The organism is Sphaerisporangium cinnabarinum, from assembly GCF_055567015.1.
Genome location: NZ_JBVHRG010000011.1, coordinates 81,713 through 99,841 on the forward strand (window position 1 = coordinate 81,713; position 18,129 = coordinate 99,841).

The 18,129-nt window shown below is 75.8% G+C and carries 16 protein-coding genes and 1 riboswitch; of the genes, 10 read left to right on the forward strand and 6 right to left on the reverse strand.

The window, feature by feature from the left end:
• Nucleotides 1-41: 41 nt before the first annotated feature.
• The 3 genes from ACZ4MO_RS15895 to ACZ4MO_RS15905 form a co-directional block, all read right to left on the reverse strand.
• Nucleotides 42-2,774 (reverse strand): polynucleotide kinase-phosphatase, encoded by a 2,733-nt coding sequence (locus ACZ4MO_RS15895; RefSeq protein WP_175009270.1) that lies wholly within the window; start codon nt 2,772-2,774, stop codon nt 42-44.
• Nucleotides 2,771-4,342 (reverse strand): 3' terminal RNA ribose 2'-O-methyltransferase Hen1, encoded by a 1,572-nt coding sequence (locus ACZ4MO_RS15900; protein ID WP_175009271.1) that lies wholly within the window; start codon nt 4,340-4,342, stop codon nt 2,771-2,773. Before ACZ4MO_RS15900 ends, ACZ4MO_RS15895 begins: the two co-directional genes overlap by 4 nt.
• Before the next feature lie 191 nt (nt 4,343-4,533).
• Nucleotides 4,534-4,995: an MOSC domain-containing protein gene (locus ACZ4MO_RS15905; protein WP_175009272.1), complete on the reverse strand. Its 462-nt coding sequence runs from the start codon at nt 4,993-4,995 to the stop codon at nt 4,534-4,536.
• Nucleotides 4,996-5,079: 84 nt separating this feature from the next.
• Between ACZ4MO_RS15905 and ACZ4MO_RS15910 the strand changes: the two genes are divergently transcribed.
• The 5 genes from ACZ4MO_RS15910 (at nt 5,080) to ACZ4MO_RS15930 (ending at nt 10,079) form a co-directional block, all read left to right on the forward strand.
• Nucleotides 5,080-5,838, forward strand: a complete 759-nt coding sequence (locus tag ACZ4MO_RS15910) for a TetR family transcriptional regulator (RefSeq protein ID WP_175009273.1) — start codon at nt 5,080-5,082, stop codon at nt 5,836-5,838.
• A 183-nt stretch (nt 5,839-6,021) separates the two neighbouring features.
• A riboswitch (FMN riboswitch) is annotated at nt 6,022-6,145 on the forward strand.
• Between the two features lie 149 nt (nt 6,146-6,294).
• Nucleotides 6,295-7,005 (forward strand): nicotinamide riboside transporter PnuC, encoded by a 711-nt coding sequence (gene pnuC, locus ACZ4MO_RS15915; protein WP_175009274.1) that lies wholly within the window; start codon nt 6,295-6,297, stop codon nt 7,003-7,005.
• Between the two features lie 163 nt (nt 7,006-7,168).
• The gene (locus ACZ4MO_RS15920) at nt 7,169-8,410 is read left to right on the forward strand and encodes an acyl-CoA dehydrogenase family protein (RefSeq protein WP_175009275.1); all 1,242 of its coding nucleotides are present in this window, start codon (nt 7,169-7,171) and stop codon (nt 8,408-8,410) included.
• A gap of 115 nt (nt 8,411-8,525) precedes the next feature.
• Nucleotides 8,526-9,758, forward strand: a complete 1,233-nt coding sequence (locus ACZ4MO_RS15925) for an acetyl-CoA C-acyltransferase (RefSeq protein ID WP_175009276.1) — start codon at nt 8,526-8,528, stop codon at nt 9,756-9,758.
• A 192-nt stretch (nt 9,759-9,950) separates the two neighbouring features.
• On the forward strand, nt 9,951-10,079 hold the full coding sequence (locus ACZ4MO_RS15930; RefSeq protein ID WP_255179672.1) for a hypothetical protein: 129 nt from the start codon (nt 9,951-9,953) through the stop codon (nt 10,077-10,079).
• A gap of 46 nt (nt 10,080-10,125) precedes the next feature.
• On the opposite strand, the gene ACZ4MO_RS15935 is transcribed toward ACZ4MO_RS15930, so the two are convergent.
• Nucleotides 10,126-10,623, reverse strand: coding sequence for an NUDIX domain-containing protein (locus ACZ4MO_RS15935; protein ID WP_175009277.1), 498 nt, complete (start codon nt 10,621-10,623; stop codon nt 10,126-10,128).
• Nucleotides 10,624-10,814: 191 nt separating this feature from the next.
• Here ACZ4MO_RS15935 and ACZ4MO_RS15940 point away from each other — a divergent pair, with 191 nt between their 5' ends.
• From ACZ4MO_RS15940 to ACZ4MO_RS15950, 3 genes are read left to right on the forward strand one after another with little or no spacing between them, the layout of a single operon-like run.
• Nucleotides 10,815-11,210, forward strand: coding sequence for a RidA family protein (locus tag ACZ4MO_RS15940; RefSeq protein ID WP_074803194.1), 396 nt, complete (start codon nt 10,815-10,817; stop codon nt 11,208-11,210).
• Nucleotides 11,211-11,265: 55 nt separating this feature from the next.
• Complete coding sequence (locus ACZ4MO_RS15945) at nt 11,266-11,964, forward strand: phosphatase PAP2 family protein (protein WP_175009278.1); 699 nt, start codon at nt 11,266-11,268, stop codon at nt 11,962-11,964.
• On the forward strand, nt 11,964-12,659 hold the full coding sequence (locus ACZ4MO_RS15950) for a phosphatase PAP2 family protein (protein WP_074803200.1): 696 nt from the start codon (nt 11,964-11,966) through the stop codon (nt 12,657-12,659). The genes ACZ4MO_RS15945 and ACZ4MO_RS15950 overlap by 1 nt, the downstream gene beginning before the upstream one ends.
• 142 nt (nt 12,660-12,801) lie before the next feature.
• On the opposite strand, the gene ACZ4MO_RS15955 is transcribed toward ACZ4MO_RS15950, so the two are convergent.
• Nucleotides 12,802-14,544: a glycosyl hydrolase family 18 protein gene (locus ACZ4MO_RS15955; RefSeq protein ID WP_175009279.1), complete on the reverse strand. Its 1,743-nt coding sequence runs from the start codon at nt 14,542-14,544 to the stop codon at nt 12,802-12,804.
• 141 nt (nt 14,545-14,685) lie between these two features.
• Here ACZ4MO_RS15955 and ACZ4MO_RS15960 point away from each other — a divergent pair, with 141 nt between their 5' ends.
• The gene (locus ACZ4MO_RS15960; RefSeq protein ID WP_186810450.1) at nt 14,686-16,167 is read left to right on the forward strand and encodes a DNA polymerase IV; all 1,482 of its coding nucleotides are present in this window, start codon (nt 14,686-14,688) and stop codon (nt 16,165-16,167) included.
• Here the strand turns inward: ACZ4MO_RS15960 and ACZ4MO_RS15965 are convergent.
• The gene (locus ACZ4MO_RS15965) at nt 16,062-17,435 is read right to left on the reverse strand and encodes an MFS transporter (protein WP_175009281.1); all 1,374 of its coding nucleotides are present in this window, start codon (nt 17,433-17,435) and stop codon (nt 16,062-16,064) included. The genes ACZ4MO_RS15960 and ACZ4MO_RS15965 overlap by 106 nt on opposite strands.
• Nucleotides 17,436-17,456: 21 nt before the next feature.
• On the opposite strand from ACZ4MO_RS15965, the gene ACZ4MO_RS15970 reads away from it, so the two are divergent.
• Complete coding sequence (locus tag ACZ4MO_RS15970; protein WP_175009282.1) at nt 17,457-18,047, forward strand: TetR family transcriptional regulator; 591 nt, start codon at nt 17,457-17,459, stop codon at nt 18,045-18,047.
• The last annotated feature ends 82 nt before the right edge of the window (nt 18,048-18,129 follow it).

An 18,129-nucleotide genomic window follows, 5' to 3' on the forward strand; every position in this document is an offset into this window, starting at 1 on the left:
CCACCCCGGCCCCCGAGGCGCCCCTACGGGGGCGACCCGGTTCAGAGCCGCGGGTCGACCGGTTCCGACTCCAGCGCCAGCACCGCGAACACCGGCTCGTGGACGCGCCAGGTCGGCTCGCCGCGTGCGACCCGGTCCAGCGCCTCCAGACCGAGCGCGTACTCGCGCAGCGCGAGCGAGCGCTTGCGTCCCAGCGACCGCTCGCGCAGGCGCTCGAGGTTGCGCTCCTCGGTGTACTCGGGGCCGTAGATGATGCGCAGGTACTCCCGACCGCGGACCTTGAGGCCGGGCTGGACGAGCCCGCCGCCCTTGCCCGGCACCCCGCGCCGCCGCACGAGGTTGGCGAGCGGCTTGACGACCATCCCTTCTCCCCCGGTCGCCGTGAGCTCCTCCCACCACGTCGTGCCCTCGGCGCGCGACGCGTCGTCGGCAAGGTCGACGACCACGCGCCGCGTCGCCCGGAACAGCGCCGGGTCCGCGGCGACGAGCGCGTCCGCGACGCCGAGGTGCCACAGGTGGTCGCGGTCGGCGTACGTCGCCCCCGTGACCTCCGGCGAGCCCGGCCTCCCGGCCGTCCCGCTCGCGAGCACCTGGAACGGGGCGACCTGGACGCCTCGCAGCGGGTCGGCGCCCGCACCGTCACCGACCGGGCCTGTGCCCGCAGCACTGGCCGCGCCCGTGTCCCAGCGGTAGCGCCGGTACGCCTCGACGAAGAGCTCGGCGTCGGTCGCGCGCCGCGCCGTCCGGCGACGGAGGTCGCCCACGTCGACGCCCCGCGCCTCGGCCGCGGCGAGGGCCCCGAGCGCCGCGGGCATGACGGCTCGCGCGGCCGCGCCGACGCTCGCGTACTGGTCGCGCAGGAGCTGGTCGGCCTTGAGCGACCACGGCAGCACCTCGGCGTCGAGCAGGACCCAGTCGGCACCGAGCGCGTCCCACGTCCCGGCCGCCTCCAGGGCCGCGGCGACCCGCGCGAGGAGGAGCTCCGTCGTCGAGCCGTCGAGGAACGACCGCCCGGTGCGGGTGTGGACGGCACCGGGCGCCTCGATCCCGAACCGCTCGGCGACGACGCGGGAGCCGCCCGGCCCCGAGTCGCGCGCGACGAGCAGGACGGCGCGCGACCCCATGTGCTTCTCCTCGCACACCACGCGGTCGACGCCGTCGCGCGCGTACGCGGCGAACGCGCCGTCCGGGTGCTCGAGCAGGCCGGGCAGCGTCGAGGTCGCGACCGGGCTCATCGTCGGCGGCAGGTGGAGCAGCAGGCGCGGGTCCACGGCGAACCGGCTCATCACCTCGAGCGCCCCCGCCGCCTGCTCCTCGCTCACGGTCACGCGCCCGTGCGTCGCCGTCTCGACGCCGCGGCGGCCGAGCACGTCCGTGACGCTCAGCAGGTCGTCCGCGCGCGCGGGCGCTCCGTGGCCGGCCGCGCCGTCGGGCAGGAAGGGGCGCGCCGGCGCGTAGTACTCGCGTGCGGCCGGCACCTGCACGACCTCCTTCTCCGGGTAGCGCAGGGCGGACAGCTTCCCGCCGAAGACGCACCCGGTGTCGAGGCACATCGTGTTGTTGACCCACTCGGCCTCGGGGGTGGGCGTGTGCCCGTAGAGGACCGTGGCGCGGCCGCGGTAGTCGTCGGCCCACGGGTAGCGCACGGGCAGGCCGAACTCGTCGGTCTCGCCGGTCGTGTCGCCGTACAGCGCGAAGCTGCGCACGCGGCCCGACGCGCGGCCCTGGTAGGACTCCTTCAGCCCGGCGTGCGCGACCACGAGGCGGCCGTCGTCGAGCACGAGGTGGGACACGAGCTCGCGGCAGAACGACTCGACCTCGCCCCGGAACTCCTCCGGCTCCTCGGCGAGCTGCGCGAGCGTCGTCTCGAGGCCGTGGGAGACCGTGACGTCGCGCCCGCCGAGCGCCCGCACGAGCTTGTGCTCGTGGTTGCCCGGCACCGCGAGCGCGTGCCCCGCACGGACCATGCCCATCGCGAGCCGCAGCACCCCCGGGGAGTCCGGCCCGCGGTCGACGAGGTCGCCGAGGAAGATCGCGCGCCGGCCCTCGGGGTGCGCGGCGTCGACGGGCCGGCCGGCGTCGTCGCGCACGACGGCGTAGCCGAGCGCCCCGAGCAGCGTCACCAGCTCGTCGAGGCAGCCGTGCACGTCGCCGATCGCGTCGAACGGACCATGCTCGTCGCGACGGTCGGTGAGCAGGGGCGTGCGCACGATGCGCGCCGCCGCCACCTCGTCCGCCCCGCGCAGCACGTGCACGGTGCGGAAGCCCTCGCGCTGGAGGCTCTTCAGCGACGACCGCAGCGCCGCGCGCTGGCGCTTCACGACGTGCGCGCCGAACCCGCGGTCCGCCCGCGCCGCGTTCCGCTCCACGGCCACCTTCTCCGGCACGTCGAGGACGATCGCGACGGGCAGGACGTCGTGCGCGCGGGCGAGCGCGACGAGCGACACGCGGGCCTCGCGCTGCACGTTCGTCGCGTCGACGACGGTGAGCAGGTTCGCCTCCAGCCGCTTGGACACGATGGTCTCCAGGACCTCGAACGCCGCCCGCGTGGCCGCCTGGTCGTTCTCGTCGTTCGACACGAGCCCGCGGCACACGTCCGACGACACCGTCTCGTACGGCCCGAAGTGCTCGCGCGCGAAGGTCGACTTCCCCGAGCCGGACACGCCGACGAGCACCACGAGGCTCGACGCGGGCACGCGCAGCTCGCCCGTCGTGCTCGGGGTCGCGCCCGTGGTCGACTGCGGGGTCGCGCGCTCGGCCGTCTGCCCGGTCATCGGGCCTCCTCCGTGGTCCGTGCCGGGGCCGGGGCCTCCGGGGTGTCGGGCGTCGCCGCGTCCGGGACGAGGGTCAGCACCGCCATCTGGGTGGGCGCCCCGACGTCGGGGGCGAGCGGGCCGACGTCGCGCAGCTCGACCGCGTACCCGTAGCGCTCCCCCGCGGCGTCCGCCCACGCGCGCAGCTCCGCGCGCGTCCACTCGAACCGGTGGTCGGGGTGGCGCACGAGCGCGCCCCCGGGCCCGTCCAGCAGGTTCGGGTAGTGGACGTTGTACTCGGCGTTCGGCGTCGTCACGACGACGGTCCGCGGCCGGGCGTGGCCCAGCACGGCGGCCGTGAGCGCGTCGAGGCGCGACGGGTCGACGTGCTCCACGACCTCCATGAGCACCGCGGCGTCGAACCCCGCCACGCGGTCGTCGACGTACGTGAGCGACGACTGCACGAGCCGCACCCGCTCGCGCTCCGCGTCGCTCGCCTCGTGCAGGCGCAGGCGCGCCGCCGCCCGCTCGAGCTCGCGCGCCGACACGTCGGTCCCGAGCACGCGCGTGAAGGTCCGGTCCGCGGCGAGGCGGCGCAGGAGCGCGCCTTCGCCGCACCCGAGGTCGACGACGGTCCGCGCCCCGGCGTCGTGCAGGGCGGCGATCACCGCGTCGGCCCGCTGCCGCGCGAGCGGCGGCTCCGGCGTACCCTCGGCGTCGCCCGCCGTGACGGCGCCGGTCCCCGTCAGGGCGCCCTGCGGGCCCACGTCGGACGACGCGACGGCGCCGGCCGGCGTGCCGGCGGCGGGTGCGGCGTCCTCCTCGGGGACGTCCCCGTCGAGCGCGGTGAGACGCGCGGTGGCGTCCTCGACGTAGCGGCGCTGGTGCGCGAGGTAGCGGCGCAGGATCTGCGCACGCTCCGGGTGGTCCGCGAGCCAGCCGCCGCCCGCGCGCACGAGCTTGTCCACCTCGTCGGTCGAGACCCAGTAGTGCTTCGCGTCGTCGAGCACGGGCAGCAGCACGTAGAGCTGCGCGAGCGCGTCCGCGAGCCGTCGGGTGCCGCGCAGGCGCAGGTCGACGTAGCGCGACGCGCCCCACGCCAGCACCGTCGGGTCGAGCGGCTCCGCCGTCGCCGTGACGCTCCAGCCCAGCGGCTCGAACAGCCGGCGCGCGAGGTCCGCACCGCCGCGGCACGGGAGGGACGGCACGTGCACGTCGAGCGGGATCGGGGCGTCCGCGAGCGCCGGTCGTGCGTCGCACCGGCCGCTCATCGCCGTCGCGAACACCTTGCCGAGCGCGACCGCGACCATCGACGACGCGGCGTACGGGCGGTCGTTCACGTACTGCGCGAGCGCGAACGCGTCGCCGCCGCCGAACCGCTTGTTCCGCACGATCCCCACCGGGTCGACCTCGAGCAAGAGCGCGGCCTCGCACCGCTCCGCCGTCGCCTCGGGGTAGAAGACGTGCGCGCGGCCGACGGGAAGGTCGAACACCTGCGCCCGGTCCGGGTGCTTGTGCAGCAGGTAGCCGAGGTCGGTGGCGTCGTCGAGCGTCCCGGGGGACGCCGTCGCGGCGAGGGTCACGAGCATGGCCGCCATGGTGCCACCCGGCGGGGCCCACGGCACCGGGTTTGTGGACGACCTCCGGGCCTGTGGACGGCCGTCGTCTCACCCGCCCCGGCCGTCGACGCGGAGGCCATCCCGGGTCTACCGTCGAAGCACGGGCGCCGCTGCCGACGGCACGCGCCCGGCCACCGTCGGACCGGAGGCCGCCCCGGGGCTCACGCCCCGCCGGCGGCCGCCTCGTCCCACACCACGACGTCGCCGGCCCGGACCGTGCCGGACGACAGCAGACGGCACACGACGCCGCCCCGCGCGTGCATCGCGCGCATCGCGCCGGGCGCGATCCAGTCGTCGAGCAGCCGGCACGGCGCGGCGATCCGCAGCACCTGGAGCTCGACGTCCCCGATCCGCAGGAACGAGCCGGGCTTCGTGGGCAGGTCGCCGTGGGTGAGCGTGACGTTGCGCCGCGTGAGACCGGGGTCGATCTCGTGCCCGAGGTCCGCGGAGGCGGCCGCGAGGTCGGTGAGCGTCTGGATCGTCACGTGCCGGTGCTTCGACCCGTGGTACCGGTCGCCGACGAGGCCCCTGCCCTCCTCGGCCTCGACCGACGCGACGACCCGCGTCGGCAGCCGACGGGCCTTCGCGACGTGGATCGCGTGCACGCGGGGCTGGTCCGGCATGGCACCAGCCTCGCACCCGGCGCCGCCGCCGGGCCACCGCCCCCGGGCCGGGCGAGCGCCGGGTACCGGTGTACCGTCCGGTGCATGACCGACGTCCGCAGCCGCACCCATGCCCAGGCCGTCGACGCAGCGATCGAGCTCTTCACCCGCAAGGGCTACGAGCAGACGACCGTCGAGGAGATCGCCGACGCCGCCCAGGTCAGCCGCGCCACCTTCTTCCGCCGCTACGGGTCCAAGGAGGACGTGGTCTTCGCGGACCACGAGCTCCTGCTCGACGAGGTCGTCGTCATGCTCGCCGCGACGCGGCCCGTGCCCGACGCCGAGGGTCACCTCACGCCCGACCCGACGGTCGACCCGTACCTCGAGGTGTGCCGCGCGGCGCGGCTGGTGTTCGACCACCACGTCGGGCAGCGCGAGACCTCCCTGGCCCGCTGGCAGCTCCTCCAGCAGGTGCCCGCCCTGCGCGACCGCGAGCTCGTCACGACCCACCGCTACGAGCGCGCGTTCACGGCGTACCTGCGCGACGCGCTCCCGCCGGACGAGCGTCGCTCGACGGCGTCCATCGCGTTCGCGGCGTCCGTCGTCGCGGTGCACAACGCGCTCCTGCGCCGGTGGCTGCGCTCCCCCGAGCAGGACCTGCGCCCCCAGCTCGAGGAGGCGTTCGCGGACCTGCGCCGCGCCGCCGTCGGCCGGTACGCCGCGCCGGACGGCGCCGCCCAGGAGCGCAGCGGGGACGGCGTGCCCGCGGCGCGCCGCGTCGTCGTGACCGTGGTGGACGCGGACGCGGACGCGCAGGGCGTCGCGGACGACGTCGCGCGCGCCGTCCGCGACGCCCTGGCCTGACCCCTCCCGCCCCGCCCCGCCGAACAGGTGGTCCTGGTCCGTCTGCGCCCGCGGACGGACCAGGACCACCTGCTCGGCGGCGCAGGATCGCCTCGTGTCCCAGTCCGTGGGACGGTGCGGGGCGAGTCCTGTGCCGGGGGAATGCGCGAGTAGCATCGGCGGTTGCAGAACGCAGTACGCACGAACGTGCTCCGGGGTCGGTGCAATTCCGAGCCGGCGGTGACAGTCCGCGACCCGCGCCCACGCGCGGTTGACCTGGTGGAACTCCAGGACCGACGGTGACAGTCCGGATGGGAGGAAGCACGTGCGGCGCGGCCGTCCTCGGCCGGGCTCTCGCGAGCCCGCGCGACGGGGCGCGGCCTCGCCGTGGTGAGCGACGCCGTCGGGCCCCGTGGCCCGGCAATGCCGCCCGCCCTCACCCCGGAGCGCTCGTGCCCGGGAGGACGAGGACATCCGATGGACCTGATCCACGCGCTGTTCGACGCGCAGCTGACGATCGGCGGCCAGCACCTGCTGTGGCGCGAGATCGTGGGCAACGGGTTCGGCCTGGCGTCGGCGCTGGGCGGCATGCGGCGCAAGGTGTGGGCGTGGCCGGTGGGCATCGTCGGCAACCTCCTGCTGCTCACGGTGTTCCTCGGCGCGGTGTTCGCGACGCCCAACCCCGTCAACCTGCTCGGCCAGGCCGGTCGCCAGGTCATGTTCGTCGTGGTCTCGGTGTACGGGTGGGTGCAGTGGCGCAAGACCCAGGCGCGGCTCGGCGACGCCGACGCGGACAGCCACGGCGTCGCCGTCGTGCCGCGCTGGGCGTCGTGGCGCCAGCGCGCGTTCCTCGTCGTCGCGCTCGTGGGCGGCACGGCGCTGCTGACCCCCGTGTTCCGCGCGCTCGAGTCGTACGAGCCGGTCTGGGCCGACGCGTGGATCTTCATGGGCTCGCTGCTCGCGACGTACGGCATGGCGAAGGGCTGGGTCGAGTTCTGGCTCGTCTGGGTCGCCGTCGACGTCGTGGGCGTGCCGCTGCTGATCTCCGCCGGCTTCTACGCGTCCGCGTTCATGTACGTGTTCTACGGCGCGTTCACGCTCGTCGGGTTCTTCGTGTGGTGGCGCGTCAACCGCCGCGCGGCCGCCGCTGCCGAGGCGGACGCCGCGGCGGCGGGCGCGCCCGCCTGACCGCCGGCCGCCCAGTCCAGCCACCTCGATACCCCGTCTCGATTGACTGAGACGGGGTATCGCTGCACTATGGGAGGGACCGCCGCCGACGCCGGGCCCGCACCCCGGGCAACCGCGTCGAGGACGGTCGACCGACCGCAGCCGCCCTCCCAGGGGAGCACCGATGCCCACCACCCCGATCATGCCCGGCGTCACCGAGCCCACCTACGACCTCGCGACCCCGCTCGACCTCGACTACGCCGGCGCGTTCGCCGACGCGACCGAGGAGGACCGCGCCCACCTGCAGCGCGTCCGGCAGTTCGTCCAGGACGAGGTGCTGCCCGTCATCGACGACTACTGGGAGCGTGCCGAGGTCCCGTTCGACCTCGTCAAGCGCATGGGCGAGCTCGACCTGCTGCGCGACGGTGTCGACGTCGACGGTCGTCCGCACGTGAGCCAGCTCGCGGCAGGCCTCGCCGCCATGGAGATGTCGCGCGGCGACGGCTCCGTCGCGACGATCTGCGGCGTCCAGGGCGGTCTCGCGCTGCGCAGCATCCAGATGCTCGGCTCCGACGAGCAGCGGGCGAAGTACGCCGAGCCGATGGCGCGCGGGGAGATCCTCGGTGCGTTCGCGCTCACCGAGCCCACCCACGGCTCGGACTCCGTCTCGCTCGAGACGACGGCGCGCAAGGAGACGCGCGACGGCGTCGAGGGCTACGTGCTGAACGGCGAGAAGAAGTGGATCGGCAACGGGTCGTCGGGCCACATCACGGTCGTGTGGGCGCGCCTCGTCGGCGACGACGGCGATGGTCAGGTCCACGGGTTCGTCGTGCCGCAGGACACCCCGGGCTACACGGGCACGACCATCACCGGCAAGGTGTCGCTCCGCGCGATCTGGCAGGCGCACGTCGTGCTCGACGACGTGTTCGTCCCCGCCGAGAACGCCCTGCCGGGCGCGCGGTCGTTCAAGGACACCTCGCGCGTGCTCTTCGCGACCCGCCTCGGGGTGGCGTGGGCCGCCGTCGGGCACGCGGTCGCGTGCTACGAGGCCGCGGTCGCGTACGCGAAGCAGCGCGTCCAGTTCGGGCGCCCGCTCGCCGCGAACCAGATGGTGCAGGAGCGCCTCACCCGGATGCTCTCGACGATCACGCAGCTCCAGCTCCTCGTCGCGCAGATGACGCGGCTCGACGAGGCGGGGACGCTCACCGGCCCGCAGGCGTCGCTCGCGAAGTACACGTGCACCCGCGGGGCGCGCGAGGTCGCGGCGAACGCGCGCGACCTGCTCGGCGGCAACGGGATCCTGCTCCAGAACCGCGTCGCGCGGCACTTCGCCGACATCGAGGCCCTGCACACGTACGAGGGCACCGAGTCGGTCCAGGCGCTCATCGTCGGACGCGACATCACGGGCGTCTCCGCGTTCGTCTGACGGCCCCGAGGGCGCACGCCCTCCCCCTGCTCCCCGGCGCCGCTCGCCCCTCCTCGCGGCGCCGGGGCTCCTTCCTGTTCGCCCCGTCTCCTCGCCCTCCCCGGATCGGAGTCCCATGAGCACCGACGCCAGCCCCCTGCCCGACGCCGCCGCCGTCACCCCCGAGGACGAGGTCACCCCGGTCCTCCTGCACGGCGCGCGCACCCCGTTCGCGCGCTTCCGCGGCGCGCTCGCCTCGCTCTCGGCGGCCGAGCTCGGCGCGCACGCGATCCGCGGCGCGCTCGCGGCCGCGGGCGTCGCGCCGGAGCAGGTCGACACGGTGATCGTCGGGCAGGTCGTGCAGGCGGGCGCCAAGCAGGGCCCCGCGCGCCAGGCCGCGATCCTCGCGGGCCTCGGCTGGGACGTGCCCACCGTGACGATCAACAAGCTGTGCCTCTCGGGCCTCACCGCGATCATCGACGCGGCCCGGCTGGTCCGTACGGGCGAGGCGAGCGTCGTCGTCGCGGGCGGCCAGGAGTCCATGACGAACGCGCCGCACCTCGTCGTCGGGTCGCGCTCCGGGTTCGCGTTCGGGGACGTGACGATGGCCGACTCGCTCACGCACGACGGCCTGAACGACCCGTTCAGCGGCGAGGTCATGGGCGAGCTCACCGACCGCGGCTGCGCGACGCGCGGCATCGGCCGCCCGGAGCAGGACGCGTTCGCGCTGCGCTCGCACCAGCGGGCCGCCGCGGCGCGCGACGCCGGGCGCCTCGCCGAGGAGATCGCCCCCGTCGAGGTGCCGCAGCGGCGGGGCGAGCCGGTCGTCGTCGCGCACGACGAGGGCGTGCGTGCCGACACGACGCTCGAGGCCCTGGAGCGTCTGCGCCCGGCCTTCGTGCAGGACGGGACCATCACCGCCGGGTCGAGCTCGCCGCTGTCCGACGGCGCGGCGGCGGTCGTCGTCGCGAGCCGCGCGTTCGCGAAGCGCAACGGTCTGCCGTGGCTCGCCGAGATCGGTGCGGCGGGGCAGGTCGCGGGGCCCGACAACTCGCTGCACTCCCAGCCGGCGCGGGCCGTCGAGGCCGCCGTGAAGCGTGAGGGCATCGCCGCGGCGGACCTCGACCTTGTGGAGATCAACGAGGCGTTCGCCGCCGTCGCGCTGCAGTCGGTCGCGGACCTCGGCATCGACGCGGACGTCGTCAACGCCGACGGCGGCGCCATCGCGCTCGGCCACCCCGTCGGCGCGTCCGGTGCCCGGCTCGCGCTGCACCTCGCGCTCGCGCTCCGTCGCCGCGGGGGCGGCGTCGGCGCGGCGGCGCTGTGCGGCGGCGGCGGTCAGGGGGACGCGCTCGTCCTGCGCGCCTGACCCTCCGGGCGGGCCCCGTCGGGGCTCCGCCGCGCGAGCCGACCAACCCTGGTGCACGATGCTGCACCAGGGTTGGCGCGTTTCGGCGGCCGCGGTGTGACGCAGATCGCGCCACGACGGCCGGGTTTCGCGTCATGGATCGCGTCTGACGTGGTCCCTCTCCCTGGAACCGCCCCCCACGAGAGGACCGTCATGACCACCGTGACCGACGCAGCCCGCCGTACCGCGAGCCGTGCGCGCCGCTCGCACCTGTCCGCCGTCGCCGTCGCGCTCGTCGGGCTCGCCGCAGGCTTCGCCGCGGCGCCCTACCTGCTCGGCTGACGCCTCCCGCTCGACGGGCCCGGGACCGCGCGGTCCCGGGCTCTCGTCATCCCTCGGTCGTCGTGCTCTGCGCCGGCTCGCGCGCGAGCAGCTCCTCCAGCCGGTCCAGCAGCGGGACCTGGCCCGCGACGACGAGCCCGCGAGCCCGCGCGAGCGGGAACCAGCCGGCCCGGTCGAGCTCGGGGAACTCCTGCATCCGTCCCGAGCGCGGCGGCCACTCGAGCGCGAACGTGTTGCTGGAGATCGCGGTGACGTCGAGGTCCGCCTCTCGCGCCCACGCCGCGACGAGCTTGCCGGCACGCTGGCGCACGGTGCCGAGGTCGAGGTCGGGCGCCTCCGCCGCGGGGGCCGGGACGCCGAGCTCCTCGGCGAACTCGCGCAGCGCCGCCGCGTGCTCGTCCTCCCCCGGCTCCACCTCGCCCTTGGGGATCGTCCAGCCGCCGGCGTCCTTGCGCGCCCACAGCGGGCCGCCCATGTGCCCGAGGAGCACCTCGACGGCGTCGTCCCGGAACCGGTAGAGCACGAGCCCTGCTGACTGCTTCACCCCTCCTTCCTACACAGCCGACGCCGGACCGGCCCGTCGGAGCCGCGCGGACCACCCGCCGGGGGCGTCTCGGGGGCGTGCCGGGGGCCTGTCGGGGACCTTCGGGGGCATGTCGGGGGTCTGTCGGGGTCTGTCGGAGGCACGGCGTAGCGTCGGCAGCACCAGGACCGGGACCGCAGGAGGGGACGACCATGACCACGCCGAGCGTCACGCACCTCAATCCTGCCGGGCTGCACCGCAACCCGGCGTTCTCGCAGGGCACGATCGTCGAGACCGGTCGCACGCTCTACGTCGGCGGACAGAACGGCACCGACGCGGACGGCGCGATCGTCGAGGGCGGCATCGCGGCCCAGACGGCGCAGGCGCTGCGCAACGTCCTCGCCGTGCTGGCCGAGGCAGGCGCCGGGCCGGAGGACGTCGCGCGGCTCGCCGTCTACCTCGACCCCGAGGCCGACCTCATGGAGGGCTTCGCCGCCGTCGGCGAGGTCTGGGGTCCGCACCCCGCCGCCGTGACCGTCCTGCGGGTCGGGATCGCGCGGCCGGGCGCGCTCGTCGAGATCGAGGCGGTCGCGGCGCTCCCCGCCTGACGCGAGGCACCCGCTCCCGCGCGCGACGTCACGGGGGTGCCGCTACTGTCCGGGGGTGCCAGCCGACCGGACCCCGTACCGCGCCCTGTGGCGGGCGGCGGCGTACGGGGTCGCGGCCTCGCTCCCCGTGCTCGCGCTCGCCTGGCTCGTGCGCGCGGAGTCGGGGGTCGTCGTGGACGCGGACCGCGCCGCCGTCGCCGCGGCGACCCGGTTCGCCGGCGAGCGCCCTGCGCTCGAGCGCGCGCTCCTCGTCGGGCAGGAGGCGCTCGCCGCACGGTGGATGAACCTCGCCGCGATGGGCGTGTGCGTCTGGGCGTGGCGGCGCCACGGCCTGGGGCCGCGTGCGGCCTGGGCGGCCGGGACCATCTGGGGCGCGTGGGCCCTCGGGCTCGGCGCGAAGGAGGTCGTCGGCCGCGCGCGGCCCGTCCTCGAGGACGCCGTGTCGACCGTGCCGGGCGCGAGCTTCCCCTCGGGTCACGCGATGAACGCGGCGGCGGTCGGGGTGACGCTCAGCGTGCTCGTCTGGCCGCTGCTCGGGCGGCGTGGCCGCGTCGCGGTGGTCGGCGGCGCGACGGCGCTCGCCCTCGTCACCGCGGCCGACCGCGTGCTGCTCGGCGCGCACTACCCGTCCGACGTCGTCGGCGGGATCCTCTTCGGCGGCGCGGTCGCGGGGGCGTCCGCCGTCGGCTTCCACGGGTGGACCGCCGCGCGGTCCGGCCGTCCCTCCGGTGACACTCCCAGGAACGAGGTCTGATGCATCCCTTCGTGCACCGCTACGAGCTCGACACGACCCGCCCCACGGCGAAGGAGGTGCTGCGCGACGTCGGCCTGCGGGCGTTCCTCCCGGGAGCGGTGCTGTGGGTGGTCATCGTCGCGACGGGCTTCCTCGTCACCGGGCCGCTCGGCGACCTGCCGGGCGAGGTCGCGGTCAACCGGTGGTTCGAGCAACGGCGCACGCCGTTCTGGGACACCGTCACCGACGTGCTCTCCCTCATCGGCACGACCGAGTTCATCATCGGCGGCACGCTGCTCACCGTCGCGCTCGTGTGGTGGCGCACCCGGCAGTGGTGGTTCGCCCTCGTGCCCGCGCTCGCCGTCGCGCTGCAGGCGCTGATCTTCCTCACGTCGTCGATCGTCGTGGGGCGCGAGCGGCCCGACGTCTCGCGGCTCGACGAGGCGCCCCCGACGTCCAGCTTCCCCTCCGGGCACACGGGCGCATCGGCGGCGTTCTACCTGACGCTCGCCCTGCTCGCGCAGCGCATCACGAACCCGGTCCTGCGCGTCGTCGTGACGGTGCTGTGCTGCCTCGTGCCGCTCGGCGTGGGTCTCTCGCGGCTCTACCGCGGCGCCCACGGACCCGCGGACGTCGTCGTGGGACTCCTCAACGGCATCGTGTGCTGCGTCCTCGCGTGGCACTACCTGCGCCGGGACCTGCGCTCGAAGCGCTGAGACCCTGGGGGTAGCGCTCCCGGCGCCGGATCCACGAAACGCTCCCCGACCACGACGACGGCGGGCCCGGTCCGAAGACCGGGCCCGCCGTCGTCGTGCGGGGGCGGTCCGGGCGCACGCGGCGCTCGGACCAGCCGTCAGATCACTCGCACAGACCCACCGGGTCCCACGAGCCCCACGTCACGGAACCGGGGAGCTCGCCCTTCGTCCACCACTGGGCCGTGTAGTTCACGCCCGCACGGGACACGGTCTGCCCGCCGGTGTAGACGGCCTCGCGCGACCAGGCCGGGGCGCAGACCGCCGCCTCGACCTCGGGCGCGGTGCCGCAGGGGCCGATCTTCTTCCAGGCGTTGCTCGCGCCCGGCTCCTGGTTGCGGGTCCACCACTGGGCCTTGTACTCCGTGCCCTCGTGCGAGACGACCTCACCACCGGTGTAGACGCCCGTGCCGTACCAGGGCACCGCGCACTCCTCGGCCACGCCGGGGCCCGGGGTCGCCGCGCGCAGCGTCGAGCCCAGGGCGTTGCCGAGCTCGTTGCGGTAGTCACCGGAGAGGTCCCACCACATCGCGCCGCCGTAGCCCTGCGTCGCGACGAACTCGGCCTTCGCCGTCACGGACGCCGGGTCGTCGTAGCTCCACCACTGGTCGCCGTTGTACAGCCAGCTCGCGCCGATCTTCGGGTCGAAGAACTTCTTCCCGCCGAACGAGCGCAGCTCGGCGTACGTCTTGGTGCCGACGTACCCGGCGGCGGGCTGCCAGCCCTTCGTGCCGTCCTTCACGCCGTACCAGCCGTGGCCGTAGGCCGCGAGGCCCGCGTTGACCTGCGACGGGTCCGCGCCCGCCTTGACGTACATGCCGAGCGCGCCGTCGAGGCCGAGGCCCCAGTTCTCCGCGCCGTCGGGGTGCAGGTTGCCCTGGTGACCCGTCTTGTCCGGGACCCAGCCGCCGTGGAAGTCGTAGCCCTGGACGTTGAGGAAGTCCACGACCGCGAACAGGCGCGGGTCGAGCCAGCCGCCCTGCCCCGCGTTCCAGCCGCCCGCGGGCGCGAACGCCGTGAGCAGGTAGTCCTGGCCGGTCGTCGCGCCGCGCGCGTCGAGCTCGGCGCGGAACTCCTCCATGAGGCGCAGGAAGTTCTCCTTGTCCTCCGGGCGGGCGTTCGCCGTCTCGCCGCCGGTGACCGGCCACTCCCAGTCGATGTCGATGCCGTCGAAGATGCCGGCCGCGACGCCGGGGCCGCCCTTGCCGTCGACGACCGGCAGGTTGCCGTCGATGTAGAGGTCCAGGCAGGAGTCGACGAGCCGCGTACGACCCTCGGCCGTGGACGCCGCCTCGGAGAAGTTGTCCGACCAGGTCCAGCCGCCGAGGGAGACGAGGATCTTCGTCTCCGGACTGACGGCCTTGAGCTTCTTGAGCTGGTTGAAGTTGCCGGCGAGCTTCTGGCCGGGCTTGTCGGCCTTACCGTCGACGGAGTCCGCGGCGGGGACCTCCGCGACGAAGTCGTTGAGGGGGTCGCCCTCGCCGGGGACGTCGGCGATGTCGCACACCAGGTCGGTCGTGACGTTGCCGAACGCGTAGTTGATGTGGGTGAGGTCCTCGATCGCTCCGGTGCGCACGAGGTCGGCCACGTGGAAGTCGCGGGTCACGCGCGAGTCGGCCATGACGTAGCCGACGCTGCGGAACCCGTTGATGTCCGACGGCCCGGCGACGGAGGCCGCCGGCTTCGTCGTGGGCTGGGGCGCCGCCGCGGCGGGCGACGCGAAGGTGGCGGCCGTGAGGGCGAGCGCCCCGACGACGGCGGAGGCCGCGACCACGCGCGAGCGCGCTGGCGAGGTCCTGGCGAGCGAGCGGCCGGGGGCAGCCGCGCTGGGTGTCGATCGATCGGTCATGAAGGCCTCGTTGCTCTTCGGCCCGGGCTGGGGATCCCGGGATTTGTTCGGTCTCCTGCAAGATACCCGCGCGCGTCCCCGTCACGCCAGGGTCCGAACGAAACTGTTACCGCTGTCGGTGGCAGGGCGCAGAGTAGGGCGGTGAGCTTCGACCGTGCGCCGCACGCCCCCGTGCTGCGCGCCCGTCCGACGATCGCGCACCTCGACGCCGACGCGTTCTTCGCCGCGGTCGAGCAGCACCAGCGCCCGTCGCTGCGCGGGCGCCCGGTGCTCGTCGGCGGCGTGGGGCCGCGCAGCGTCGTCGCGACGGCGTCGTACGAGGCCCGGCAGTACGGCGCCCGCTCGGCGATGCCGATGGAGCAGGCGCGGCGGCTGTGCCCGCCGTCCACGGTCGTCGTCGTGCCGCGGTTCGCCGCGTACTCGGCCTACTCGGCCCGCATCATGGCGGCGCTGCGCGAGGTGACGGACCTCGTCGAGCCCGTGAGCATCGACGAGGCGTTCGCCGACGTCGCCGCGGCCGTCGGGCCGGAGACCGACCTCGAGGCGCTCGCCACGGGGATCCGCGAGCGGGCGCGCGAGCTGAGCGGCCTGCCCGTCTCGCTCGGGCTCGGGCGGTCCAAGCTCGTCGCGAAGCTCGCCTCGGAGGCCGCGAAGCCGGGCGGCGTCCGGGTCGTCGGGGCCGACGACGAGGACCCTTTCCTGCTCGACCTGCCCGTGCGGGCGCTCTGGGGCGTCGGTCCGGTGTCGGCCGCGCGGCTCGACGAGCTCGGGGTGCGCACGGTCGCCGACCTGCGCCGTCAGCCGCTCGACACGCTGCTCCTCGTCGCGGGCGAGGCGGGCGGCACCAACCTCTACCGGATCGCGCGCGGCTGGGACGACCGCCCGGTCTCCACGGTCCGTGAGCGCAAGTCCGCGGGCGCGGAGCACACGTTCGACACCGACCTCCACGGCCGGTCCGCGATCGCCGCGGCGCTCGATCCCGTGGTCGACGCCGCGCTCGCCCGCCTCGAGCGGCACGCCGTCGCGGCGCGCACCGTCGTGGTCAAGGTGCGCCTCGCGTCGTTCACGACCCTCACCCGCTCGGTCACGCTCTCCCGCCCGACGACCGACGAGGGCGCCCTCCGCGACGCGGCCCACCGCGCGCTCCGCCTCGCGGACGTCACCGAGCCCGTCCGTCTGCTCGGGGTCGCGTTCCACGCGCTGTCGGAGCACGCGCAGCTCATGCTCCCGCTCGGCACGGACGCGCCGGAGGACCCTGCTGGTCCGGTCGCTGCCGGGACGGTGGGTGCTGAGGCGGTGGGCGTCGAGGCTCTGGCCGCTGAGCCAGCCGACGCCGGGGCGACCGGTGCGGAGCAGGTGCTACCGCCGTCCGCCCCGGGGCCCGTCCGGGCGACGGCCGCCCTTCTCGCGCCCGGCCTCGACGTCGCGACCCCGGCCGACGGGCGCGGGTGGGTCGTGCGCGTCGGCGACGACGGCCGCGTCGCGGTCCGCTTCGAGACGGCGCGGACCGGACCGGGCTACCAGCGCTGGGTCGACCCGGAGGCGGAGGAGCTCGCGCTCGTCGAGCCGCTCGGCCCGGACGGCGAGCCCGTGCGCACCTCGCCCGCGGACGACGACGCGTAGCCAGGGACCGCTGCGCCCCTGCACGCGGTGCGCGTCCGCGCACCGTCCGGGCCTGCCGTCCCCGTCCCGGTCCTGCCCGACGCCGGGCCCTCGGCGCGCTGCGGACCTGGCCCCGGGCCGTCGGGCAGCCGCGGGACGACCCCGGCCGCGACGAGGAGGAACGCCGCGCCCACCCAGAACGCGGCCTGCGGCCCGACGACGTCGCTCAACCCGCCCGTCGCGAGCGCGCCGACCGCCTGCCCGCCTGTGAGCGCGACGAAGAGGGTCGCGGTCGCGCGCCCGGCGGCGTGCGGGCGCAGCACGGTGCCCCACGCGATGAGGACGCCGCTCAGGGCGGTGTAGGCGCCGCCGAAGAGCGCGCCCGCGACGGCGACGACGGGCACGCTGCCCGGGGCGAGGGCCAGCGCGGCGGTGCCGGCCGCCGTCGCGACGGCCGTCACGACCCAGGCGCCGTGGAGGCCGAGCACGCGGACGGCGTCGCCGCTGAACGCGCCGAGGACCGCCGCCACGCCGAGGAGGCACCAGAGGGCCGCCGTCGTGCGGCCGGGGAGGCCACCGGTCACGGTGACGAGGTCGCGCCCGAACGTCCAGACGGCCGCGCTGCCGATCCCGGCCACCGCAGCGGCGACGCCGGCGCGCCCGAGCGACCGCCCGCCCGCGCCGCGGGACGCGGGCGGCATCTCGGGGGCCGCGGGCCAGCGCGCACTCCGGTCGACGAGCGCCGCCGTGACGATCGCCCCGACCGCGGCAGCGAACCACGCGGGCCGCCAGACGTCGGGCGCGACGAGCGTCGCGGCGCCCACGAGCGCGACACCCACGCCCGTTCCCGAGTTCACGACGGCCTGCGCGCGCCCGGCCCGACGGCGGTCGACCGTCGAACCGACCGCGGCGACGAGGGCGGGCGACGCCGCACCGGCGGCGCTGCCCGCGACGAGGACGCCCGCCGCGAGGCTCGCGGACGACCACGACAGCCCGACCAGGACCGCCCCGGCCGCGGCGAGCACCGCTGCGGCCCGGACGACCGCGCGCGGGGAGCGTCGGGCCAGCACGCGCTGGGCCCCGAGCGCGGCTGCGCAGTAGGCGGCGAAGCTGCCCGCGGCGATCGCGCCCGCGGTGGCGGACGAGAGACCGAGCTCGCTCGTGAGCGCCGGGAGCTGGAGGCCGTACCCGTAGCGGACGACGCCGTACGTCACCGCGATGAGGCCGGTCCCCGCGGCGACCAGACGACCGGGGGCGGGTGCGGCTGAGTGTAACGATCGTTTCAGCATAGTGATCGTTACGCTATCCCCATGCCCCGGACCGACGCACGCCGACCGGCCCGCGACCGCCTGCTCGATGCCGCGGAAGCGCTGTTCGTCGAGCACGGCATCGCGGCGACCGGTGTCGACGCCGTGCTCCGCCGCGCCGAGGTCTCCCCCGCGACCCTGTACGCGCACTTCGCCGGCAAGGACCACCTCGTCGCGGCCTACCTGGAACGGCGGCACGAGCGCTGGCGCGCTGTCTGGGACGCGGCGCTGGACCGCTGCGGGGACGACGCGGACGCGCGGGCGCTCGCCGTCTTCGACGCGCTCGACGGCTTCCCCACCGCGACGAGCACCCGCGGCTGCGCGTTCCTCGCCGCCGCGGTCGAGGTCACCGACCCCGAGCACCCCGCGTACCGGTGGCTCGCCGCCGACACCCGGCTGCTCGTCGACCGGCTGCGCGACCTCGCCGCCGCGACCGGCGCCGCGGACCCCGACGCCCTCGCGGCCGAGCTCCTGGCGCTCTACGACGCCGCGCTCGCCTCCCGCGCGCGCTGCGCCGTCGCGGGCGACGACGGCCCGACGCCCCTCCCGTGGCGCGACCTCGCAGCCGGGGCGGTCGCGCGCTACCGCGCCTGACCTGCCCGGCGCTGCTGATGCGCTCCCCTGCGCTCGCGACGATCCTGGACGCAGGGCCGCGTCACGACACGAGGGAGGCCCC